Source organism: Micromonospora sp. B11E3, from assembly GCF_039871625.1.
Lineage (GTDB): Bacteria > Actinomycetota > Actinomycetes > Mycobacteriales > Micromonosporaceae > Micromonospora.
This window is the reverse complement of sequence record NZ_JBDPMC010000007.1, coordinates 73,667-96,444: the sequence shown is the minus strand read 5'-3', so window position 1 is coordinate 96,444 and position 22,778 is coordinate 73,667. Positions and strand designations below refer to the sequence as shown.

General features: G+C 73.4%; 20 protein-coding genes, 1 pseudogene and 1 riboswitch. Of the genes and pseudogenes, 10 read left to right on the top strand and 11 right to left on the bottom strand.

What is annotated here, in order from left to right:
* The first annotated feature begins 85 nt into the window (after positions 1–85).
* Positions 86–1,198, top strand: coding sequence for an RNA-guided endonuclease TnpB family protein (locus ABGB16_RS06145; RefSeq protein WP_347666970.1), 1,113 nt, complete (start codon positions 86–88; stop codon positions 1,196–1,198).
* A 119-nt stretch (positions 1,199–1,317) separates the two neighbouring features.
* On the opposite strand, the gene ABGB16_RS06140 is transcribed toward ABGB16_RS06145, so the two are convergent.
* The 3 genes from ABGB16_RS06140 to ABGB16_RS06130 all read right to left on the bottom strand — a co-directional run bounded on the left by ABGB16_RS06140 (position 1,318) and on the right by ABGB16_RS06130 (position 4,439).
* Positions 1,318–1,896 (bottom strand): GNAT family N-acetyltransferase, encoded by a 579-nt coding sequence (locus ABGB16_RS06140; RefSeq protein ID WP_347666969.1) that lies wholly within the window; start codon positions 1,894–1,896, stop codon positions 1,318–1,320.
* Entirely contained in the window at positions 1,893–3,026 is a 1,134-nt protein-coding gene (locus ABGB16_RS06135; protein ID WP_347666968.1) for a glycosyltransferase, read from the bottom strand. Before ABGB16_RS06135 ends, ABGB16_RS06140 begins: the two co-directional genes overlap by 4 nt.
* Positions 3,027–3,116: 90 nt before the next feature.
* Positions 3,117–4,439, bottom strand: a complete 1,323-nt coding sequence (locus ABGB16_RS06130) for a polysaccharide pyruvyl transferase family protein (protein WP_347666967.1) — start codon at positions 4,437–4,439, stop codon at positions 3,117–3,119.
* 116 nt (positions 4,440–4,555) lie between these two features.
* On the opposite strand from ABGB16_RS06130, the gene ABGB16_RS06125 reads away from it, so the two are divergent.
* The 5 genes from ABGB16_RS06125 (at position 4,556) to ABGB16_RS06105 (ending at position 10,102) form a co-directional block, all read left to right on the top strand.
* Entirely contained in the window at positions 4,556–5,884 is a 1,329-nt protein-coding gene (locus ABGB16_RS06125; RefSeq protein WP_347666966.1) for an acyltransferase family protein, read from the top strand.
* 159 nt (positions 5,885–6,043) lie between these two features.
* Positions 6,044–6,817 (top strand): hypothetical protein, encoded by a 774-nt coding sequence (locus ABGB16_RS06120; RefSeq protein ID WP_347666965.1) that lies wholly within the window; start codon positions 6,044–6,046, stop codon positions 6,815–6,817.
* Positions 6,818–6,947: 130 nt separating this feature from the next.
* The gene (locus tag ABGB16_RS06115) at positions 6,948–7,715 is read left to right on the top strand and encodes a hypothetical protein (protein ID WP_347666964.1); all 768 of its coding nucleotides are present in this window, start codon (positions 6,948–6,950) and stop codon (positions 7,713–7,715) included.
* A gap of 504 nt (positions 7,716–8,219) precedes the next feature.
* A riboswitch (cyclic di-AMP (ydaO/yuaA leader) is annotated at positions 8,220–8,362 on the top strand.
* Between the two features lie 43 nt (positions 8,363–8,405).
* Positions 8,406–9,245, top strand: a complete 840-nt coding sequence (locus ABGB16_RS06110) for a C39 family peptidase (RefSeq protein WP_347666963.1) — start codon at positions 8,406–8,408, stop codon at positions 9,243–9,245.
* Positions 9,246–9,352: 107 nt separating this feature from the next.
* On the top strand, positions 9,353–10,102 hold the full coding sequence (locus ABGB16_RS06105; protein ID WP_347666962.1) for an alpha/beta fold hydrolase: 750 nt from the start codon (positions 9,353–9,355) through the stop codon (positions 10,100–10,102).
* 179 nt (positions 10,103–10,281) lie between these two features.
* Here the strand turns inward: ABGB16_RS06105 and ABGB16_RS06100 are convergent, their stop codons facing one another.
* The 6 genes and pseudogenes from ABGB16_RS06100 to ABGB16_RS06075 all read right to left on the bottom strand — a co-directional run bounded on the left by ABGB16_RS06100 (position 10,282) and on the right by ABGB16_RS06075 (position 16,076).
* Complete coding sequence (locus ABGB16_RS06100; protein ID WP_347666961.1) at positions 10,282–10,677, bottom strand: M23 family metallopeptidase; 396 nt, start codon at positions 10,675–10,677, stop codon at positions 10,282–10,284.
* 82 nt (positions 10,678–10,759) lie between these two features.
* Positions 10,760–10,888 (bottom strand): annotated as a pseudogene (locus tag ABGB16_RS06095) (peptidoglycan-binding protein); the annotation flags it as partial.
* A gap of 70 nt (positions 10,889–10,958) precedes the next feature.
* Positions 10,959–12,683, bottom strand: a complete 1,725-nt coding sequence (locus tag ABGB16_RS06090) for a CDP-glycerol glycerophosphotransferase family protein (protein ID WP_347666960.1) — start codon at positions 12,681–12,683, stop codon at positions 10,959–10,961.
* Positions 12,684–12,717: 34 nt separating this feature from the next.
* Positions 12,718–14,220, bottom strand: coding sequence for a bifunctional cytidylyltransferase/SDR family oxidoreductase (locus ABGB16_RS06085; protein WP_347666959.1), 1,503 nt, complete (start codon positions 14,218–14,220; stop codon positions 12,718–12,720).
* Positions 14,221–14,368: 148 nt separating this feature from the next.
* A complete protein-coding gene (locus ABGB16_RS06080) occupies positions 14,369–15,187 on the bottom strand; it encodes an ABC transporter ATP-binding protein (RefSeq protein ID WP_347666958.1) in 819 nt (272 codons plus the stop codon).
* A complete protein-coding gene (locus ABGB16_RS06075) occupies positions 15,180–16,076 on the bottom strand; it encodes an ABC transporter permease (protein ID WP_347666957.1) in 897 nt (298 codons plus the stop codon). Before ABGB16_RS06075 ends, ABGB16_RS06080 begins: the two co-directional genes overlap by 8 nt.
* Before the next feature lie 212 nt (positions 16,077–16,288).
* On the opposite strand from ABGB16_RS06075, the gene ABGB16_RS06070 reads away from it, so the two are divergent.
* Positions 16,289–16,894: a TetR/AcrR family transcriptional regulator gene (locus ABGB16_RS06070; protein ID WP_347667022.1), complete on the top strand. Its 606-nt coding sequence runs from the start codon at positions 16,289–16,291 to the stop codon at positions 16,892–16,894.
* Positions 16,895–17,035: 141 nt separating this feature from the next.
* Here ABGB16_RS06070 and lhgO read toward each other — a convergent pair whose 3' ends face one another.
* Positions 17,036–18,232 carry an L-2-hydroxyglutarate oxidase gene (lhgO, locus tag ABGB16_RS06065; RefSeq protein WP_347666956.1) on the bottom strand — a complete coding sequence of 399 codons (1,197 nt, stop codon included), beginning with the start codon at positions 18,230–18,232 and terminating at the stop codon, positions 17,036–17,038.
* A gap of 116 nt (positions 18,233–18,348) precedes the next feature.
* Here lhgO and ABGB16_RS06060 point away from each other — a divergent pair, with 116 nt between their 5' ends.
* Positions 18,349–19,494: a DegT/DnrJ/EryC1/StrS family aminotransferase gene (locus ABGB16_RS06060; protein WP_347666955.1), complete on the top strand. Its 1,146-nt coding sequence runs from the start codon at positions 18,349–18,351 to the stop codon at positions 19,492–19,494.
* A 28-nt stretch (positions 19,495–19,522) separates the two neighbouring features.
* Positions 19,523–20,452 (top strand): NAD-dependent epimerase/dehydratase family protein, encoded by a 930-nt coding sequence (locus tag ABGB16_RS06055; RefSeq protein WP_347666954.1) that lies wholly within the window; start codon positions 19,523–19,525, stop codon positions 20,450–20,452.
* A gap of 121 nt (positions 20,453–20,573) precedes the next feature.
* Here the strand turns inward: ABGB16_RS06055 and ABGB16_RS06050 are convergent, their stop codons facing one another.
* Positions 20,574–21,281 carry a UDP-N-acetylglucosamine acyltransferase gene (locus ABGB16_RS06050; RefSeq protein WP_347666953.1) on the bottom strand — a complete coding sequence of 236 codons (708 nt, stop codon included), beginning with the start codon at positions 21,279–21,281 and terminating at the stop codon, positions 20,574–20,576.
* Positions 21,282–21,586: 305 nt separating this feature from the next.
* Here ABGB16_RS06050 and ABGB16_RS06045 point away from each other — a divergent pair, with 305 nt between their 5' ends.
* Complete coding sequence (locus ABGB16_RS06045) at positions 21,587–22,777, top strand: glycosyltransferase family 4 protein (protein WP_347666952.1); 1,191 nt, start codon at positions 21,587–21,589, stop codon at positions 22,775–22,777.
* Position 22,778: the final 1 nt, after the last annotated feature.

Here is a 22,778-nt window from a genome sequence, read left to right as displayed (position 1 = left end):
TGGATACCCTCGCCGTCAGACGGGGGAGGACACGCCGCTCCCTCCTTTCGGGTGATCGTCCTACATGGATGAGAAAATGTGCGGTATGGGTGGGGTGGTGAAACGGGCGTTCAAGTACCGCTTCTACCCGTCCCCTGAGCAGGCCGAGCAGTTGAACCGGACGTTCGGTTGTGTGCGCCTGGTGTACAACCGGGCACTTGAGGCGCGTACTCGGGCGTGGGCGGTGGACCGGCAGCGCACCACCTACGTGCAGACGTCGGCGTGGTTGACGGAGTGGAAGCGCTCGGAGGAACTCGGGTTTCTGAACGAGGTGTCGTCGGTGCCGTTGCAGCAGACGCTGCGGCACCTGCAGGCCGGGTTCGCCGCGTTCTGGGACAAGCGCGCTCGGTATCCGCGGTTCAAGTCCAAGCGCAGGTCCCGGGCGTCGGCCGAGTACACCCGCTCGGCGTTCCGCTGGCGCGACGGGGAACTGACTCTCGCGAAGATGGACGCGCCGCTGGACATCGTGTGGTCCCGGCCCCTGCCCGAGGGCGCGCAGCCGTCCACGGTCACCGTGTCCCGGGACGCCGCGGGCCGGTGGTTCGTGTCCTTGCTGGTGGAGGACCCGACCGTTACGCCTCTGCCGCCGGTGGACGCGGCGGTCGGGGTGGACGCCGGGATCATCAGCCTGGTGACCCTGTCCACCGGGGAGAAGGTTTCCAACCCTCGGCATGAGGGTGTCGATCGGCGGAAGTTGGCCAGGGCGCAACGTGACCTGTCCCGTAAGGAGAAGGGCTCCCGCAACCGGGCCAAGGCCCGCGTGAGGGTGGCACGGATCCACGCCCGTATCGCCGACCGACGGCGGGATCACCTGCACAAGCTGTCGACTCGACTCGTCCGCGAGAATAAAGCGGTCGTGATCGAGGACCTCAGCGTGCACATCATGGTGCGCAACCACTGCCTGGCCCGTGCCATCTCCGACGCGGCGTGGTCCGAACTGCGCAGAATGCTGGAGTACAAGGCCGCCTGGTACGGGCGGGCGGTGGTCGCTGTCGACCGGTGGTATCCGTCGTCGAAGACCTGCTCGGCGTGCGGTCGGCTCCATCCGGCCATGCCGCTGTCGGTCCGGTCGTGGACCTGTTCCGGCTGCGGGGCCGAGCACGATCGGGACGTCAACGCCGCCCGCAACATCCTCGCCGCCGGGCTGGCGGAGAGGTAAAACGCCTGTGGAGGGACGGTAAGACCCGACCCGCGCACGCGGTGACGGCACAGCCCGACGAAGCAGGAACCCCCTCGGGTGACCGGGGGAATCCCCGCCCTTCAGGGCGGTGGAGGATGTCAAGTTCCCCTGCCCAGTTCCGTCCACACCACCTGGTGCGGCGTGCCGTCGACGTCCCGCTCGTAGCGCCGGACGATCTCGAATCCGAAGCGCCGGTGCAGTGCCAGCACCGGTCGGTTGGTGGCCAGCGTCTCCCCGCCGAGGGTCCGCGCGCCGAGGGTGTCGAAGGAGTACGCGATCGCCGCGCGTTCCAGCGACAGCCAGGCCGGCATGAGCCGCCCCCGCGCGTCCAGCCCCTCGACGTCCAGGTAGAAGCCCCAGGTCAGCGCCTTCTCCGGGCTGCACACTCCGGAGAAGGTCACCACCCCGCAGGGCTCGCCCCGGTGCTCGTGCACCAGCAGCCGCCGGTCCGGGTCGGTGCGCACCGCGGCCCACCAGGCGGCGTGCTCGGCCGGGCTGATCTCGTGCCGGGTGAGGCTGACCTCGCGGACCCGCGGGTGGTTGCGCCAGCGCAGGATCGTCTCCACGTCGGCGTTCCCGGCCGGACGGAGTCGGTCGGCGTCCCGGGTCGGACGGAGGCCTTCGGCGTCCCCGGCCGGGCGGCGGCGGTCCGCGTCCCGGGCGGTGGGTCCGCTCATCCCCGGCCCGCCAGCGCGCTGGGCTGCTCGGCCGCGGCCTCGACGGGCCGGCCGGGCGGCCCGCTCCCGGGGTCCGCCCCGGCGGGCGCGGGCTCGGCGGCACGGGCCGGACGCACCCGGCCGGCCAGCCGGTGGGCCCGGCGCAGCGTGCTGTACGCGAGGTAGCTGTCCCGGGCGACCAACCGGTGCTTCAGCCCGGCCACCCCCACCGGCCGGGGGTAGCCGCCCGCCGGCAGGTACCGGCGGTAGTGCTCGGCCACCCGGCGGAAGAACGCGCGCCGCAGCCGCGGGTGCACCCGGCCCTCGTTGCCCATCACGACGAGGTAGTGGTTGACCATCAGGGCGAACAGGTCGGTGCGGATGCACTCCTGCGTGACGTGCCGGGCCACCCACTCGTGCAGCCGCTCGTACTGCGTGAACGCCTCGAAGTGCCGGCGGCTGCGGGTGGAGGTGATCGCGCCGAGGCGGCCCTGCCGGTAGCGGTAGCAGACCCGGTCCAGCACCGCGATCCGCTCGGCGGCGATCAGCAACGGGTGGCTGAACGGGATGTCCTCGTACCAGCCGGGGTGGAAGCGCAGCCCCAGCTCGTCGAGGAACGCCCGGCGGACCACCTTGTTCCACGCGGTGTGCTGGACCCGCAGCAGCTCGGGCCGGTCGGCCAGGCGGACGCAGCCGTCGACCCCGCGCAGCAGGTGGCTGCTCGCGTCGACCTCCAGCCGGCCGTTCTCGTGCACCCGCAGGTGGTCCAGCAGCAGCACGTCCGGCTCGTCGCGGCGCAGCCGGTCCAGCACGGCCGGCACGCTGCCCGGGGGCAGCCAGTCGTCGCTGTCGACGAACCAGACGTACCGGCCGGTCGCCGCCTCCAGCCCGGCGTTGCGGGCGAGGCCGAGCCCGACGTTGCGGGTCAGCTCGACCACCCGCACCTGGGGACGCCCGGCCGCGTACGACCGCAGCATCTCCCCGCACCGGTCCGGGGAGGCGTCGTCGACCGCGACCAGCTCGACGGCGTCCGCCTCGGCGGCGGGCAGCCCGCCCAGGACCGACTCCAGGCACTGGTACAGGTACGCCTCGACGCCGTGCACGGGCACGACGATGCTCAGCAGTGGGCTTCGCGTCGGCTCATTGACCACGCCCGACACCTTCGACCGCCCGGATGGACGGCCCCGGAACCTGGCGTTGCCGCCGGGCGTGGGGTGGCTGAACAACCACCCCACGGAGGGTTAACGCTTGAGGATCTGCCGCACCCGGCCACCCACCGCCGCCCGTACCCGGGCGTGCAGCCGCTGGCTGTTCAGCTCGGTGACGGTCTCCGTCAGCTCCTCGTTCCGGTCGCGCAGCCACTGGATGCGGGCGATCAGCTCGGCCGGGTCGACGGCGCTCTGCGCGCGTACGGCCGGGGGGTACGTCGTCTCGGCGACCTGCCGGTCGAAGCGGGTGGCGCTGTCGCCGTCGGCGAACGAGTGGCCCAGGTCGTGCTTGGCCAGGAAGCCCACCATCGTCTCGAAGCGGGCCTTGTGCCCGTTGTTCAGCGCGGTGTAGTCGGCCTCGTCGTAGAGCTGGATGGCGTCGATGTCGGCCGGCACGTCCTTCATGATCCGGTGCGGGATGTCGAAGTAGCGGGCCAGTTCCAGGGTGCGCGAGTCGTGCGCGAACAGGTAGCCCGGGGTGCCGGCGATCAGCGCCGTGATCGTGCCGTGGATGCGGGTGCCGAAGTTGAAGTCGAACCGGGACAGGTAGTCCATCCAGGTCCACGGGTCGACGAACATCCGCACCTTGTCCTCCAGGAACAGCGGGTGCGAGGTGTGGATCGGGATGGCGGCGCTCTTGCCCCGGTCCTCCTTCGCGTCGCCGTACAGAAGGGTGCCGAGGGTCTTCAGGTCCTGGGGGATGTACCGCAGGTTGGGGTAGCGGTGGTGCGAGGTGATCACCTTCGCCATCGACTTCACGTACGGGGAGATCGTCAGCGCGACCCGGTCCTCGACCGTGAGCGTGGCCTTCTTCTTCTCCACCCGCAGGCTGTCGCCGTGCAGGAACATCGACGGGCAGCCGATCACGTCGACCGCGGTGAAGCCCAGGGCGCGCAGGTAGCTCTCGGTGATCTCGCCGCGGACGCCGATCGTGTGCGACCGGTCGAGCACCGCCTTGACGAACCTCTTCACCCCGTCGTCGAGCGGGCGCAGGTACTCGCGGTCGCCGTCGACGTTCGTCTGCGCGCCGACGCCCATGACCACCACCGGGATCTTGAGCCGCTCGATGAGCCGGGTCATGTTGACGAGCCGGTGGGCGTAGCTGCGGCGGAAGGCGTTCGCCAGCGGCACCACGAAGACGTCGTACCGCTCGTTGATCTCGTCCGCGTCGCGCGGGTTGGCGCGGAACTCCGAGGAGGCGATCTCCGCCGTCGCGGTCCGCAGGATCTTGTGCGCCGCGTGGCTGAACACGAGATTGCCTGTGTTGTCGCCGATCCAGTTGCGCTCGAACGTCTCCTCGGGGGAGTAGACGTCGAACGGGCCCTTCTTGGCCCGCAGCAGGATCCGCTTGTGCATCAGGGGCTTCCCTCTCATCGTGTCCGCGCCGCCGCGATAGTAGGCCATCGCGGCCCCGCCGTCGGGTACGCGCACGCCGAGCGGCCGTCGCCGGCCCGCCAGGTAGGGTGCCCGGCATGACCAGCGCCCCCGCCGCCGTACGCGCCGAGGCACCGGCCCGCCCGGCGAGCCGGCTGCCCTCGCTGACCGGGCTGCGCTGGATCGCGGCCCTGCTGGTCTTCGGCTACCACGTCGGCACGATGCGGGTCGTCGCCGAGCCCGACTACCAGGCCGTCGTCAGCTGGACGTTCAGCCTCGGTCTGTCCGGCGTGGAATTCTTCTTCATCCTCAGCGGCTTCGTGCTGCTGTGGTCGGCCCGGGACGGGGAGCGCCGGCGGGACTTCTGGCGCCGCCGGCTCGCCAAGGTCTATCCCAACCATCTGCTGATGTGGGCGGTGGCGCTGCTGGCCGGGGTCTGGCTCTTCGCCGAGCCGGTGAACGTCCGCGCCGCCGTGGAGAACCTCCTGCTCGTCCAGGCCTGGGACCCCACCCCGGGATACTTCTACAGCGTCAACTCGGTGAGCTGGTCGCTGTCCTGCGAGCTGTTCTTCTACTTCTGCCTGCCGTTCGCGCTGCCCGTGGTGCGGCGGGTACGCCCCGGGGTGCTGTGGGCGGTGGTCGTGGCGGTGCCCCTGCTGATCCTGGCGCTCTGGCCGGGTCAGCGCCTGGTGCCGCAGGAAAGCACCTGGTGGTTCACCCAGATCTTCCCGGTGGTGCGCTCGCTGGAGTTCTGGATGGGCGTCGCCGCGGCCGAGCTGCTGCGGCGGGGCCGCTGGCGGGGCCCCCGGCTCACCGTGGCCAGCCTGGTCTTCGTGGCCACCTGGATCGTCGCCGCGCAGTGGGTCCGCGCCGAGCTGTGGGCGGCGCTGCTCGCCGCGGCGTACGTGCTGGTCATCGCGGCCGCGGCCGACGCGGACGTGCGCGGCGCGCGGACGCCCTGGCGTAGCCGCCCGATGGTCTGGCTCGGCGAGGTCTCCTTCGCCTTCTACCTGGTGCACGTCTTCGTCATGATCACCGTCCTGCGGCTGGCCGGCCGGCTCGGCGCGGGCCTGCCCGGCTGGTGGGGGCCGCTGGCCGCGATCGGGTTCCTGCTGGTGAACCTCGGGCTGGCCGCGCTGCTGCACCGCTTCGTGGAGGTGCCGCTGACCCGCCGGCTCGGCCCGTCCCGCCGACCCCGGCCCCCGGCCGTGGAATCCGCCGTCGCGCCGCCGCCGGCCGTGGAATCCGCCGTCGCGCCGCCGCCGGCCGTGGAATCCGCCGTCGCGCCGCCGCCGGCCGTGGAATCCGCCGTCGCGCCGCCGCCGGCCGCGGAACCCGCCGTCGCGCCGCCGCCGGCCGCCGCGCCGCCCACGGTCCCCGGCCAGCGCGGGCGCCCCCGCGAGTACGCCGCCCTCCCCGAGCGCTGACCGCCCGGGTCACGACCGGAGGGTTGGCACGTCAGCGACCCGACACGCCGGGAGAACCGCTCCTCCTCCGTCAACCTTGACCGTCACCTGGCCGGAGACCTCGTAGTCGACACGCCCGGCGTCCGTGCGCCGTACCGCCGGCGGCGGTAGCGTGGACGCGTGCCGCCCGTCGCGCTCACCTGTCCTCTGTGGTGGGTCGCGCGCTGGGCCGCCCGGATGCTGGCCAGCCTCGCGGTCGCGGTCGCCTTCTCCCTCGGGGCCGGCTCGCTGCCGTTCGACGCCGTGATCCCCGCCGACGCGTCTGCCGCCCGGTCCCCGGCCGGCGGCCTCTCCATCAGCGCCGTCGGTCACACCGATCCCGGCGCCCCGTTCGTCGGCCGGCCGGTCGTGCTCGGCGCGCCCGCCGGGGCAGCCCCGGCTCCGGGCGCCCCGGTCGGGCTCCGCGCCGTCGCGGACCACGCCGCGGCGAGCGTGGGCACCGCCGCCGCGCACGGCACCGCCGTCGCGCACACCGGCAGCACCGTCGCCGCGAGCACCGGCACCGGCACCGCGAGCACCGGCACCGCCGCCGTAGCGCACACCGGCACCGTCGCCGCGCACGGCACCGTCGCCGCGAGCACCGGCACCGGCACCGCGAGCACCGGCACCGCCGCCGTCGCGCACACCGGCACCGCCGCCGCGCACGGCACCGTCGTCGCGAGCACCGGCACCGGCACCGTCGCCGCGCACACCGGCGCCGTCGCCACGAGCAGTGGCACCGCCGCCGCGAGCAGCGGCACCGTCGTCGCGTACACCGGCAACGCTCTCCCGGCCGGGGCGGCCGCGCCGCCGCTTTCCACCGGGCACCCCGTGGCCCGGGCGGCCGGGCCGGGCCGGGCGCCGCTCGGGCCCGCCCCCGCCGCTTCCGGCCCCCGCGCGCCCCCGCGGCCCTGACGCCCCGCGGGCCGAGCCCGCTTCCACCGCGCTCCAGGACCCCTCGCGTTCCCGCCGGCCCGACTCCGGTGGCGCTCCCGCGCCGCCCGGTCGGCCGGTGCGGGCTCCGCTTCCGCATCCACCCCGTGAGGTGCCGACGTTGGACACCGTTCTCTACCAGTTCCTGATCGAGGTGCCGCAGGCCGCCGTCATCTGGTCGGTCCTGCTCGTGCTGGCGCTGACCGTGCTCACCGTCCTGGTGACCCGCCCGCAGCGGGACCAGCCGGCGGGCGATCCCGCTCCGTCCGCCGTCGAGGCCGCCGCCGAGGAGTTGGCCGACCTGCGCCGGTACGCCGAGGAGGTGGCCGTGGCGGCGGCCGGCGCCGCGCGGACCGCCCGCCGCCGCCGCGACGCGTGGCTCGCCGCGCAGGAGTCCGCCGAGCGGGCCTGGCGGGCGTACGACGCGGCGGAGACGGCCGCCCGCCGGTTCGGCGGCGCGGGTGCCCTGCCGACGCCCCGCACCCCCCGCACCCCCACCGAGTACGCGGCCCGCGAGCGCTGGCTGCACCACGCCGCCACGGCCGCCCACCTGCGCGGCGAGCTGTCGATGGGGCAGCTCTGCGACGTCTTCGCCCGACGCGGCGGCTGGGACCCCCGGCGGCACCCGGTGGAGCAGGAGGTCGTGCTGGCCCGTGCGGTACGCGACGGCAGGCGGGCCGGGTACGTGGCGGCGGCGGAGCGGGAGCGGGCCGCCTGGCGCGACGCCGAACTGGCCGCCGAGGCCGCCCGGATCCTGGTGGCCGAGGCGTCCGCCGCGGCTGAGCGGGCCCGTCCCGCCCCGGCGCCCGTCGCCCCCGCGGCGGCCTCGTCCCGGCGGCCCGCGTGGGTGGCCCGGTGGCGTCCGGCCCGGGCCGGCTGACCCCGGCCTCGCGTGGGTGGCCCGGTGGCGTCCGGCCCGGGCTGACTGGCCCCGGCCCCGCGTGGGTGGCCCGGTGGCGTCCGGCCCGGGCCGGCTGACCCCGGCCCCGCGTGGGTGGCCCGGTGGCGTCCGGCCCGGGCTGACTGACCCCGGCCCGGGCTGACTGGCCCCGGCCCGGCCTGACTGGCCCCGGCCTGCCCACATGCTGGGCCGACGGGCCGAACTTTGCCGGGTGAGCCCGGTCACGTCGCCTCGGAAACGGGCGTCGGCAACCATTCGGTGTGTGTGGCGACCGCAATTCCCCGACGATCACGACCGATTGTCCGATTGTCGACCGGCGGCGCCGGAATGGTCGCCTATCCCATTGAGTCACGTCAGTTCCCGGATGTGCCGCAAAAAAATCGGCCGTCGAAGGTTTAAGCAGGTGACGCCCGGTTGGCAGGCCGGCGACCGGCCAGTAGTGTCGGCCCGTCCGGTGCGGTAACCGATCGCAAGAGGCGACGCCGCGCCGACCCGCTCAATCGTGACCAGCACGAACCGGGGACCCAGTGCACGTGTGGGGTGAATCCGCGGGCCGCGGCCCGCGGTAGGGCGATCTTCCCGCCCGAATCCGTCAGCTAACCCGGTAGGCGGTGTCGGAAGGAGTTCCATCCTCGTGCAGCACCAGCACACCTCTTGGTTGTTCGTCCCGTGGAGGAACGCGTGAACGACAACCTGAAGCAGCAGCTGCGGCGTCTCGCCGCCCGGCGGCCGTACCGGATCGTCGCCGGCTCGGCCGCGGCGCTCCTGCTCGCCTCCGGCACCGGGGCGCTGCTCGCGAACGGCGACGACGCCCCCGCCCCCCGGCAGGCCACGACGGCCGTCGCCGAGATCGCCCCCCGCCTCGACGGCGCGGCGACCCGGGGCCAGGCCCGGGCCGTGACCGACGCGCCGAGCGCCACCTCGACCGCGCCGAACCCGGACCTGACGGCCACGGCCGCCCCCACGCGGTCCGAGTCGAAGCCGGCCGCCCCCAAGCCGCCGTCGTCGAAGGCCCTGGACTACGACTACCAGGCGCAGACGACCTACTACAACTGCGGCCCCGCCGCCGTGCGCAACGCGCTGTCGGCCACCGGGATCGCCAGCGACCAGGACACCCTGGGCGTCAAGCTCGGCACCACCGAGATGGGCACCAACTCGGCCGAGGACACCACCCGGGTGCTCAACCAGATGGTCAAGGGCAGCCCCTACAAGACCCGGATGATCCCGGGCAACGCCGCCACCCCGGCGCAGATGGACCAGCTCCAGGCCGACGTGGTCAGGGCGATCTCGGCCGGGCGGGGCGTCGTGGTGAACATCGCCGGCTCCGCCACCGACGTCGACGGGGGCTGGCACTCGTTCCCCGGCGGCCACTACATCGCCGTCGTCGGGTACGAGGACCAGGGCCGCACGGTGCGGATCGCCGACTCGGCGAACCCGGCCGTGCCGTCGTACTGGATCAGCACGATCGCGCTGGCGAACTGGGCCGCCACCCGCGGCTACTCGGCCTGACCCCTCCTCCCCGCACACCGGGCGCCGGCTTCCCCGAGCCGGCGCCCGGTGTCGTCTGCCGGTCCGTGCTCTCGCCCGGCGCCGGTGACGGTGGGACACTGCGCCCCATGACCGACGACACCGGAACCCGACGCGTGGTGGTGCTGCTGCACGGCATGGGCGCCACCGGTGAGGTGTGGCTGCGCTGCGCGCCGCTGCTGGAGCACCGGTGGCCGGGCCGCTGGCTGGCGCCCGACCTGGCCGGGCACGGCTGCTCCCCGGCGCTGCCCGGCTACTCGTTCGCCGGGTTCGCCGACCGGGTGGCCGAGACGCTGCGGCCGGGGGACCGGCTGGTGCTGCTCGGGCATTCGCTGGGCGGGGTGGTCGCCCTGGCCCTCGCCGCGCGCGGCCGGCGGCTGCCGGTCGACGCCGTCGTGGCGCTCGGCGTCAAGGCCGTGTGGTCCGCCGCCGAGCTGGACCGGGCCCGCGAGCTGGCCGCCCGCCCGGTCACCTGGTTCGCCGACCGGGACGAGGCGGCCCGCCGCTACCTGCGGGTTTCCGGCCTGACCGGGCTGCTCGCCCCGGAGGATCCGGCGGTGGACGCCGGGCTGCGCCGCGAGGACGGCCGGTGGCGGCTGGCGATGGACCCGGCGGCGTTCGCGGTCGGCGCGCCCGACCTGCCGGCCCTGCTGGCCGACACCGACGCCCCCGTCGTCCTGGCCCGGGGCGAGCACGACCCGATGGTCAGCGACGCTCAGCTCGGGGAGTTCGGCCGCCCGGTCGTCACCCTTCCCGCCCTGGGCCACAACGCCCACGTCGAGGACCCGGCCGCGGTCCTGGCCCTCCTCGCCCCGTACGCGGCGCCAACGCGGGGCTGATTCCGCCCCGTACGCGGCGCCAACGCGGGGCTGATTCCGCCCCGTACGCGGCGCCCGCGCGGGGCTGACCTCGCCCCGTACGCGGCGCCCGCGCGGCTGACCACGCGTCGGCGGGCGTGGTCGCCGGGGCGTGACGCCGCCGCTCCCGGCGTGGAGAGCGGCGACGCCACGTGCGGCCGTCAGCAGTAGCAGCCGGTGGACGGCAGGGACGACGGCGCGGGGACGGCGGTGCCGTCGTAGATGGCCAGGAGCATGTTCTGAAGGCAGCGGTTGGCGCCATTGACGCGGACCTCCAGGTGCAGGTGCGGGCCGGTCACGTTGCCGGTGGCCCCGGTGTAGCCGATGACCTGGCCGGCGCTGACCCGGGAGCCGGAGGCGACCGAGCGAGACGACAGGTGGCAGTAGAGGTAGTACGCGCCGTCGTCGCCGGTGATGCCGATGCCGTAGCCGCAGCTGCCGCTCGCGTAGCCGACCGTGCCGGAGGTGATCGCGTACGTGGTGGTGCCGGTCACGGTGGGCAGGTCGATCGCCGGGTAGTCGTGGTGCGGGTCGTCGTACTCGCTGCGGGGCAGCACCGACTTGCCGATGACCAGACGGTAGTTGCCGGTGCCGCTGCCGCCGCTGCCGCCGACCGCGTACTGCCAGGAGGCCGTTGGCCGACTGGAAGTTCTTCACCGTCGTGGTGGTGGCGGGGCCGTAGGCGCCGTCGGCCGCGATGCCCTGACCGCGGTAGCGGAGCAGGTACTGGGCGGTGGTGACGTTGGCGCCGGTCGAGCCGCTGCTCAGCGTCGGCCAGGCCGGCGCGGCGGCCTGGGCCGCCGTGGGCCGGCTGACTGGCCGGGGTGAGGGCGCCGGGTCAGGCTGTCGGGGACAGGGGGGAGCCGTCGTGGGCGACGGCCTCGGCGGCGCGCGGCGTGGGCGCGGCGGTCGGGTCCCCGCCGGCCGCCAGCTCCCGTCGGGCCGCCGCCAGGAACGCCTCGGCGTACGACTCGGCCGGGAAGTCGCCCAGGTACCGGGCCCGGGTCGCCCAGCGGGCCGCCGCCGACGGGTCGGTGTCCAGCAGCCGCCCGAGCACCTCGTCGAGGTTGCCGGCGTCCCGCCGCAGCATGTAGCCCGACCCGGCCAGCGGGAACCGCTCGACGAACCGGTCGCCGTCGGCGCCCATGTCCGTCACCGCGTACGGCTTGCCCGAGTAGAGGTAGTCGGAGATCACGCCGGAGACGTCCGAGACGAGCGCGTCGGAACGGTTGACGCAGTCGACCAGGGACATCCCCCGGCTGGCCGCGGCACCCCAGACGTGCTGGCGGCCGGTGCGGGCACGGTCCGCCGCGAGCAGCTCCTCCAGCCGGGCGAGCTGCCGGGCCGACGCCGGGTTCTGCGAGGTGTACGGGTGGGCGCGCAGGATCACCGTGGCGCCCCGGGCCAGCAGCCCCCGGACGATCGTCTCGCCCACCGGCAGCGAGCAGTAGTTCGCGTCGGCGTGGTGCCCGGTCCACGTCGGGGTGTACAGCACGGTCGGGTTCGCCAGGGCGGTGACCTGCGCCCGGCGTACCTCGATCGACTCGACCTGCGGGCGGCCGACCACCACGAACTTCTCGGCCGGGATCTCCACACCCGCGCGGGCGTACCGGTCGATCGCCGCCGGGCCGGCGACGAAGATCCGGTCGAAGATGGCCGAGACCGGGTTCGCGCTCGGCGCCTTGTCGCTGTCGCCGTGGTGGATCTGAATGTGGGTGAGCTGCGAGAACCGGATGCAGTGGCTGTTCTTCGCCCCGTGGTTGACATAGAACGCCACCCGCAGGCTCGGCACCAGCGCCTCGTCCATCGACCTGGTGGTCGGGCAGTAGACCACGGGGGCCGTGGTGGCCGCCGCGATCGGGGCGAGGAACTCCGGCTCCCGGACCATCACCAGGAACGGCCGGCCGATCCGCTCCAGGTACGGCAGCCACATGGTGACCTGGTACTCGGAGCCGGGCGGGGCGGAGAAGTGCAGCAGGAACTCCGGCTGGTGCCGGCGCAGCGCCCGGGCCACCGCCCCGCCGCCCGCGCCCGGGCGGAACCGGCGGCGGGCCAGGTCCAGGGCGACCGCCCCGGCAGCGGCGCCGACGAGCAGGGCCGCCACCAGCGCGACCGCGGCGGGCAGCGCCAGCGCGGCGGCCAGGGCGACGGCGGCGAGCAGTGCCAGCAGGGCGTCGCCCAGCCCGGCGGCGACCAGCGGCGTCCACGACCGGACGGGCAGGTTGGCGGCCCGGATCTCCAGGTTGCCGGCCTGCCGCAGCGGGCCGACGAGCAGCACCAGCCCGAGCAGGACGAGCGCGGTGGCGGCCAGGGCCGGGTCGAAGCCCGCGTCGAGCCGGCGCGCGTACCCCACCAGGATGCCGGCGGCGAGCAGCACGGCCTCGGCGGTGCTGTCGGCCGCCGGCCGGACCCGGCGCTCCCAGGCCGCGGCGGCGAGGGCCGCCACCGCGAGCGCCAGCCCCCAGCCGGTCGCGCCGGTGAGCGCGAGGACGAGGAACGCCAGCACCGCCAGGCCGGTGGCCGCCGCCCGGGCGGTCAGCTTCCTGACCAGGTCACCACGCATGTCGGTACCCGTTTCTCCCGCCGCGCCGGCGAACTCAGCCGGCCGTCGCCGGGGCCGCAGGCTTGCCGGCCTGGCCGGGAATGCCCGCCGCGGGCGCCTCACCGGGTGCCCGACGCACGTCGATGACCTGCCCGGTGAGCTCCGAGACCAGCACGTCCAGCGACGACTGGGCGACCGTCTCGGCGGCGAGCAGGGTGTGCTCCGGCTCCTCGCCGAACGCCTTGGTGCGCATCGGGGTGGCGGTGCGCTCCGGGTTGATGCAGTTCACCCGTACGCCGTACTCGGCCCACTCGTCCGCGAGGGCCTGGGTCAGGTTGACCAGCGCGGCCTTGGTCGCCGAGTAGAGCGCGTAGCGGGCCCGGCCCCGGGTGTACGAGCTGGAGGTGTACAGCAGCAGCTGGCCCTTGGTCTGCTGCAGGTACGGCAGGGACTGCCGGGCGATGGTGACCGGGCCCACGAAGTTGACGTGCAGGACCCGGTCCATGGTCTCCTGGTCCATCTCGGTCAGCTCGCCCTTCTCCAGGATGCCGGCGGTGACGACCACGTGGTCGATCCGGCCGGTGGCCTCGAAGGCGGTCCGCAGCGCGGCCTCGACGTCCTCGGCGCGCTCGACGTGGGTGCCGGTGGTGGAGCGGCTGAACGGGAAGACCTGCGCGCCGTAGCCGCGGGCCAGCTCGGTCAGCTCGTGGCCGATGCCGTAGCTGCCGCCGAAGACGACGATCGTCCGGCCCGTCAGCTCCTCGGTGTAGGCGCGCTGGTCGGTCAGCCGGGGCGCCTGCGCGGCGGCGAGCTGGAACAGCTTGTCCGCCAGGTGCACGTCGACCGGGTGGGTGACCTTGATGTTCTCGTCCGAGCCGTCGATCACCTTGATCGGGGTGCCGGGCAGGTAGCGCAGCACCACGCCGCAGTCGTCGGTGGCGGCGAAGTTCGGGTCGTCCGCCGCGATCCGGTACGCCTCCCGGATCGTGCCCGAGCGGAACGCCTGCGGGGTCTGGCCGCGGCGCAGGGTGGAACGGACCGGGATGTCGGTGATGCAGTCGTTCTCGTCGACCTGGACGATCGTGTCGGCCGACGGGATGGCCACGTCGACGGCCGAGTACGTCCACAGCGCGTTGACGCACTCGCGCACGATGCGGGCGCTGACCAGCGGACGCACGGCGTCGTGGAAGAGGATGTTGACGTCGCCCTCGCCGACGGCGTCCAGCGCGATCCGGGTGGTGGCGTTACGGGTGTCGCCGCCCTCGATGACCTTGCTGACCTTGCGGAAGCCGGCCTTGTCGACGATCTGCTGCGCCTCGGCGACGTGCCCCGCGGCCATCAGCACGATGATCTCGTCGATCTCGGGGGCCGCCTCGAAGACCGCCAGGGTGTGCTCGATGATCGGCTTGCCGGCGATCTTCAGCAGCTGCTTGGGGATGCCGAGGCCCAGCCGGGTCCCGGTGCCGCCGGCCAGCACCACCGCCACTGTCCGCGCGGGCCGCCACGGTGCCGGGGTCTCCGGTGCGGCGTCCAGGCCAGCGGTGTGGTCCTGCGTCATGTGCCGATCCTCACTTCCAGGGAAGGGATGCCAAACGTTGGGTTGCGACCGCACTACGGCCGGGTGAACGATAACGCGTACACCGCGCCGCCCCCAGGGACGACGCGGTGGGTCGGCACCCGCACGACACCGTACGGGCGCCGCAGCCCTACTTGCCGTTCGAGAATTCCTCGTAGGCGCGCAGCACCTCGTCGGTCGGGCCGTCCATCCGCAGCACGCCCGACTCCAGCCAGATCGTCCGTTCGCAGGTGTCGCGGACGGAGGAGAGCTGGTGGCTGACCAGGAACACCGTCCCGGCGCTCTCCCGCAGCTCGCGTACCCGCTGCTCGCTGCGCTTGCGGAAGCCCTTGTCGCCGGTCGCGAGCGCCTCGTCGATCAGCAGCACGTCGTGCTTCTTGGCCGCCGCGATGGAGAACCGCAGCCGGGCGGACATGCCGGAGGAATACGTCCGCATCGGCAGCGAGGCGAAGTCGCCGCGCTGGTTGATCCCGGAGAACTCGATGATCTGTGGAGCGAGCCGCGCGACGTCGTCGGGGTGCATGCCCATGGCCAGGCAGCCCAGTGTGACGTTCCGCTCACCGGAGAGGTCGTTGAGCAGGGCGGCGTTGACGCCGAGCAGCGACGGCTGGCCCTGGGTGTAGACCGCGCCCCGGTTGACGGGCAGCAGCCCGGCGATGGCCCGCAGCAGGGTCGACTTGCCGGAGCCGTTGCTGCCGATCAGCCCGATCGCCTCGCCCCGGTACGCGGTGAAGCTGACCCCCTTGACCGCGTGCACCTCGCGGACGTTCGGCGCGGAGGTGCGGGACACGATCCGCTTCAGGGCGGCCACCGGGCTGGTGCCGCCGGTGGCGCCCTTGTGCACCCGGTAGACCACGTGCGCGTCGTCGACCACCACGGTCGGGATGCGCTCGGTGATCCTCGGCAGGGTCACGGTGACGTCGTTGGACGCCTCGATGTAATCAACCACGGCCGTACTCCTGTTCCCCGCGCCAGAAGTAGATGAAACCCCCGACGCCCATCAGCAGCGCCCAGCCCACCGCGTACGCCCAGGCCTGCAGCATCGAGGAGCTGAGCAGCGGCGCGCCCTCCAGCAGCGCGTGCCGGGCCAGCTCGATGTAGACCAGCATCGGGTTCGCCTCGACCAGGCGGGTCGCCCAGCCCGGCAGCCTCTCCTCGAACAGGGCGACGCTGTAGAGCACGCCGGAGCCGTACATCCAGGTGCGCAGGACGAACGGCATGACCTGCTTGAGGTCGGCGATCTTCGCGCCCATCCGGGCGACCGTCATGGTCAGCCCCGCGTTGAACACCGCCTGGAGCAGGACCGTCGGCACCAGCAGCAGCCACTCGACGGTGAGCGGCTCGCCGGTCACCAGCACGATGCCGACGAGCACCAGCAGCGAGGCCATCAGCTGCTGGAACTGGGTGAGCATGACGGCCAGCGGCAGGCAGGCCCGGGGGAAGTGCAGCGCCCGGATCAGCCCGAGGTTGCCGGTGATCGACTGGGTGCCGTTCTGCACCGTGGTCTGGGTGAAGTTGAAGATGAACAGCCCGGCGGTCAGGTACGCGATGAAGTTCGGGATGCTGTTCTGGTCGAGCACCACACCGAAGATCAGGTAGTAGACCGCCGCGTTGGTCAGCGGGGTGAGCACCTGCCACAGCTGCCCGAGCCGGGCGTTGCTGAACGAGGCGACCAGCTTGGCGTTGGAGTACGCGGCGATGAAGTGCCGGTACGCCCACAGGCGGCGGGTGTACTCCGCCAGGGACGGCCGCTCGCCGGCGACCCGGAGCCCGTACCGGGCGGCCAGCTGCGCCTGGGTCAGGCCGGCGTCGGGATCGGCCAGCGCGGTGTTGGCCATGGGATGGGCGCTCCGATCTTGTGGGGCAACGGGATGCGCGTGAACGATATCGAGCGTGGCCGGTGCGTGGAGCGCCGCCTCGTCGCTGCGTGGAAGGTAGTCCAAAACACGTCGGGACGCAACCGTACCGTCGTTGCGCTACATTGTTCCACGTGACAGCCGAGAAGAGTCACGTGACGACCGGGAAGCGGCGGGCGCCGGCCGGCGCGGCGGTGCTCCGTGGGGAGATCACCACGGCCATCCGGCGCGCGTTGATGCAGGAGCTGGCCGCCGTCGGCTACGGCCGGCTCTCCATCGAGGCGGTCGCCCGCCGGGCCGGGGTCGGCAAGACCGCGATCTACCGGCGGTGGAGCTCGAAGCTCGAACTGGTGCTGGAGGTCGTCGCCGCCGCCGCCGGCAGCAAGCTGCCCGCGCTGGACACCGGCACCCTGCGCGGCGACCTCGCCCTGCTGTTCCAGGTGCTGGCGCACGCCCTGCGCCACCCGCTGGCCTCGCAGATCATCCCGGACCTGCTCGCCGAGGCGGCCCGCAACCCGGAGATCGACGAGACCCTCCAGGCGCTGCTGCGCGCCAAGCAGCAGGAGATCGGCGGCTCGCTCGTCGCCCGGGCCGTCCGACGCGGCGAGCTGCCGGCCGACACCGATCCGGAGGCGGCCGTGGACCTGATCGTCGGGCCGCTGTACTGGCGGCTGGCCATCGCCCGCACCGCGCCGGCCGAGGCGTACCTCGACGCGCTGGTCGAGGCGGTGGCGACCGGGCTCGGCGCCGCCCCGGCCGTGCCCCGGCAGCGGGACGCCGTACCGGTCGCCCCCGCCTGAGCGGCCCGCGCGACCCCCGGCCGCGGCCCCGCCGCACGGCCGCGGTCCGGCGCACGCCGCACCCCGTACCGTCGGCGCGCCGCGTCCACCGGCTGCCGGGGGACCGTCGGCGCGCCGCGTCCACCGGCGGCTGGGGGACCGTCAGCGCGTCGCGTCCACCGGCAGCCGGGAGACGATGTGCCGGGCGATCTCCAGCGAGCTGGTCGCGGCGGGGGACGGCGCGTTCAGCACGTGCACCTGCCGGTCCGCCTCGACGATCAGGAAGTCGTCCACGAGGCCGCCGTCGGGCAGGATCGCCTGGGCGCGTACCCCCGCGCCGGCCCGGACGATGTCGTCCGGGGTCAGCTCCGGCACCAGCCGCGCCAGGCTGGCCGCGAACCGCTTCCTCGACAGCGACCGGGCCACCTCGGTCAGGCCGTACCGGTAGTGCCGGCGGCCCAGCGCCCACAGGCCCCGGTACGTCAGCTCGTCCCAGACGTCGCGCGGGCTGAACCGCCCCCACGAGTAGCCCTCCCGAGCCGTGGCCAGCACGGCGTTCGGGCCGGCGTGCACGCTGCCGTCGATCATCCGGGTCAGGTGCACCCCGAGGAACGGGAACTGCGGGTCCGGCACCGGGTAGATCAGCCCGCGCACCAGGCCGCGGCGCTGGGGGGTCAGCTCGTAGTACTCGCCCCGGAACGGCACGATCCGCACCGGCGTCGACACCCCGGCCAGCCGGGAGACCCGGTCGGCGTGCAGGCCGGCGCAGTTGATCAGCACGTCGCCGACCACGTCGCCGCCGGTGGTGTTCACCACCACCCCCTCGGGTCGGGTGGCGATCCCGGTCACCTCGGTCCGCGTGCGCAGGTCGGCGCCCCCGGCGGCGAGCAGCGCCGCGAGCGTGCGGCAGACCGCGCCGAAGTCCACGATGCCGGTCGAGGCGACGTGCAGCGCGGCCACGGCCGCCACGTGCGGCTCGTACTCGGCGGCCTCCGCCGCGTCGATCAGCCGCACCGGTAGGCCGTTGGCCACCGCCCGCTCGTGCAGCGCGTGCAGCCGCGGCAGCTCCGCCGGGTCCGTGGCCACGATCAGCTTGCCGCAGATGTCGTACGACAGCCCGTGCTCGGCGCAGAACTCGACCATCGACGCGCTGCCGGCCCGGCACAGGCTCGCCTTGAGGCTGCCCGGCTTGTAGTACACCCCGGCGTGGATCACGCCCGAGTTGTGGCCGGTCTGGTGGGCCGCCCAGCCGGCCTCCTTCTCCAGCACGGTCACCGAGTCGCCGGGTCGGTCGGTCATCAGCCGGTGGGCCACCGCCAGGCCGACGATGCCGCCGCCCACGACCACGAACCTCGTCATCTCGTCCCCCCTGCCGGCGTATTCCGAGGTGATGGTAGCCAAGCCGGACGTGCCCGATTCGTCGCAGCCGACCAGGGGTGGCCTAGACTGCACCGGGTCGACTTCTAGGGAGTCTCATGTCAGACGACGTCATCGCGCTCGGTCAGCCCACGGTCGGGGAAGCGGAGCTCGCGGCGATCGCCGAGGTCTTCGCCTCCGGCTGGCTGGCGGGCGCCGGACCGACGTGCCGCAGGTTCGAGGAGCGCTTCGCCGCCGCGACGGGCACCGCCCACGCGCTGGCCACCAACAACTGCGGCGCCGCCCTGCACCTCGCCCTGCTCACCCTCGGCGTCGGCGCGGGCGACGAGGTCATCGTCGGCGACTACACGTTCCCCGCCACCGGACACTCGGTGATGTGGACGGGCGCGAAGCCGGTCTTCGCCGACGTCCGCCCCGACATCTGGACGGTCGATCCCGCCGCCGTCGAGGCCGCCATCACCCCCCGTACCGTCGGGATCATCGCGGTCGACGTCGCCGGCCAGCCGGCCGACTACGACGAGCTGCGCGCCATCGCCGACCGGCACAAGCTGTTCCTGGTCGAGGACGGCGCCTGCGCCGCCGGCGCCACCTACAAGGGCCGCCCGGCCGGCAGCCTCGCCGACATCGCCGCCTTCAGCTTCCACGGTCGCAAGGGCATCACGGCCGGCGAGGGCGGGGCGCTCACCTCGGACCGCGAGGACCTCGTCGCCCACGCCCGGAAGCTGCACACGTACGGCATCGAGGGCGCGCTGACCCGGGCCGCCTCCACCGACCTGCCCATCCCGACATTCGACGAGCTGGGCTACAACTACCGGCTCTCCGACGTCGCCGCGGCGATCATGCTCGCCCAACTGGACCGGCTGCCCGACCTGCTGGCCACCAAGCGGCGCATCGCCGCCCGCTACGGCGAGCTGCTCAAGGACCTCGACCTGGTCACCGTGCCAGCCGAGCTGCCGGACCGGGAGCACCCGTGGCAGGCGTACATCCTCACCCTCGACCCCTCGGTCGACCGGGGCGCGGTGGCGACGGGGCTGCGGGGGCGCGGCGTGCAGTGCAACTTCGGCACGTACGCCTCGCACGTGCAGCCGCTCTACGGCGAGCCGGCGCGGCCCTGCCCCGTCTCGGCCGACGTCTTCGCCCGCCACCTCGCGATCCCGATGCACGCCAACCTGACCGACGAGCAGGTCGACCGGGTCGCCGCGACCGTTCGTGAGGTCGTCACCGCGGTCGCCGCCGGCCGCTGAACCACCCTCGGAAGGGAACCGAATCCGCATGAGCAAGAAGGTCTTCATCACCGGCGGCGCCGGCTTCATCGGGCTGCACGTCATCCCGCTGCTGTTGGAGAAGGGCTACGAGGTCCGCATCTTCGACAACATGGCGCGCGGCGACCGGGCCCGGGTGAACGAGCTGGTCAAGACCGGCAAGGTCGACCTGGTCGAGCAGGACGTGCGCTACGGCGGCGCGGTGCACAACGCGATGAAGGGGTGCTCCCACGTCATCCACTTCGCGACGGTCTCGATCAACAAGAGCCAGGCCGACCCGTACGAGTCCATCGACATCAACATGGTCGGCAACAACAACGTCTTCGCCGCCGCCGCCGACCACGGCGTGCAGCGGCTGGTGTTCGCCTCCTCGGCGTCGGTCTACGGCGACCCGAAGAAGCTGCCGATGCACGAGGACGACCAGCTCGACCCGCTCACCCCGTACTGCATCTCGAAGCGGGCCGGCGAAGATCTGCTCGGCTACTACCAGCGCAGCAAGGGCCTGTCCTGGATGGCGCTGCGCTTCTTCAACGTGTACGGCCCGGGCCAGAAGATCGAGGCGTACTACACCAGCGTCATCAACACCTTCATCCAGCGGCTGCGCGCCGGCCAGGCCCCGATCATCGACGGCAAGGGCGAGCAGTCGATGGACTTCATCCACGTCACCGACCTGGCCCGCGCCGTGGTCGCGGCGTTGGAGTCGGAGCAGGACAACATGCCGCTGAACATCGGCACCGGGGTGGACACCTCCATCGCCCAGCTGACCAAGATCCTGATCCAGGCGGTGGGCACCGACGTCGAGCCCATCTTCAACCCGCGCGACGTGCTGGTCAGCCGCCGGGCCGCCGACATCACCCGGGCCCGCGAGGTGCTCGGCTGGGAGCCCCGGATCACGGTCGAGGAGGGCATGAACGAGCTGGTGCGGAACTCGGCGGGCTGAGCCCCGAGACGCCGTGGGGGCGCCGGCCACCGGCCGGCGCCCCCACGCCCGTCGTCTGCGCGGTGTCCACGGTCGCCGTGCCGGTCACCGGCTCAGCCGTCGGCGCCGAGAACCCGCGGCGTCACTCCTTCTCCGAGGCCATGGCCTTGGCCCACGCGGACAGCTCGGCGGCGACGTCGTCGGGCAGGCCCGCCGGCAGGTCGGCGCGGCCCTTCAGGTACTGCTCGAAGGCGTCGACCACGTCCTCCGTGCAGCCGCGCCGGGACAGGCCCACCCGGTTGACGCCGGTGGCCCGGGCCGGGTTGCCCACGGTGATGGTGAACGGCTCCACCGCGCGGCGCACCGCCGAGCCCATGCCGACCATGGCGCCGGGGCCCACCTGGCCGCGCTGGTGCACCACCGTGCCCAGCCCGATGTTGGCCCAGGACCAGACGTGGGTGTGCCCCCCGAGCAGCACGGCGTCGGTGATGGTCACCCCGTCGTTGAGCACGCAGTCGTGCCCGATGTGGCTGCTGGTCAGCAGGTAGCAGTCGGCGCCGATCCGGGTCGTCTCCTGGATGCCCTGGTTGACCGTGACGAACTCCCGGAGGACGTTGTTGTCGCCGATCACGACGCCGCCTCCCGCGCGCCCGCCGTCGGGGTCCCAGGCGGCCGGGTGGGGACCGCCCCGGTACTCGGCCGGGGTCCCGATCACCACGTGCGGCCCGATCCAGTTGCCGTTGCCGATCCGGGTCGGCCCCACGATCACGCTGTACGGGCCGATCGTGTTGTCGTCGCCGAGCTGCACGTCGGCCCCGATGACGGCGGTCGGGTGGATGGTGTTCGCCATGCTTGTCCGCTCTGCAAGGTGTGTCCGGCTGATGGCCGGCCGGCAGGGCCGGCGCCGGTCGGAGAGCCTACCGGATGGGTGGGTCCGCCCCGGCCGGCCGCGGCTGCCGGGCGGGGCGGACCGCGGGTTCGGGAGGTGCGGGCAAGGCCACCTGGCAGGACGGCAGTCACCGCCTGTTCACGGTGCTGAGGTAGCGTAGGCCCGCGTCGCCTCCCGGCAGATCCTCCGGACCGCCCGTACGATCCACCGGTGGGCCCCGGACCCCCACTCCGCCCCTCACACCGACCTCGACGGGAGTTACCGCTGTGCGGATCGCGGTCGTCAACAACTTCTTCCCCCCGCGGCCCGGCGGGAGTTCGCACCTCGCCGCGGCGCTGGCGGAGCGCTACGCCGCGGCCGGTCACGAGGTCCTGGTCCTGACAGCCGCCTACCGGGACGCGCCGGCGGAGGAGCAGCGGGGCGGTTACCGCGTCGTCCGGCTGCCCGCCATGCCGATGCCGAAGCTCGGCCTGTCCATCGACTTCGACATGGCCTTCACGCTGGCCCGGCCCGGCAACCTGCGCCGGGTCTCCCGGCTGCTGGCCGAGTTCAGGCCCGACGTGATCCACCAGCACGGCCAGTTCTTCGATCTCAGCTGGATCTCCGGCTGGTACGCGCGCCGCCACCGCGTACCGGTGCTGCTGTCGATCCACACCCGGCTGGAGAGCCCGGACCCGAAGTACGCCGCGCTGTTCCGGACGCTGGACCGCTTCCTGGTCAGGCCGATCATCACGCGGTTCCGGCCCAGCTACGTGATCATGGACGAGCTGGCGGCCCACTACTGCGCGGAGCGTTACGGCGCGACCACGGCGAACTTCGAGTACATCCCGGTCGCGGTGGAGCCGAGCCGCTTCGAGGGCGCCCCGGAGACCGACGTGCGCGCCCGGCACGGCGTCGGCGACGGCCCGCTGATCGTCTCGCTGGGCCACGTGATCCCGCTGCGGGACCGGCTGGCCCTGGTCGAGGCGCTCCCGGCCGTCCTGGCCAAGCACCCGGACACCAAGGTGATGATCATCGGCCGGGTCTACTACGACGCGTTCGCCAAGCGGGCGGCGGAGTTGGGCGTCGACCACGCGATCATCACCACCGGCGTGGTGCCGCCGGCCGACGTGCCGGCCTACTTCGCCGCCGCCGACGTGGTGGCCCACGACCTGCAGGGCGGCGGCTTCGGCACCGCCAGCCTGGAGGCGATGGCGGCCGGGCGGGCCACGATCGGCACGGTCACCGAGACGAACTTCCCGGCCGTGCGGCTGCGCAACTGGGAGAACTTCGTGCTGGTCCGGCCGAACGACCCGGCCGACCTGGCCGACGCGGTGATCCGGCTGCTGGACGAGCCGGAGGAGCGGGAGTGGATCGCCAAGCGCCAGCGCGACCTCGTGTACTCGCACTTCACGCTCGACGTGGTCACCCGCCAGCACCTGGAGGTCTTCGCGAGGATGGTGGGTGAGCGGGCGTGAA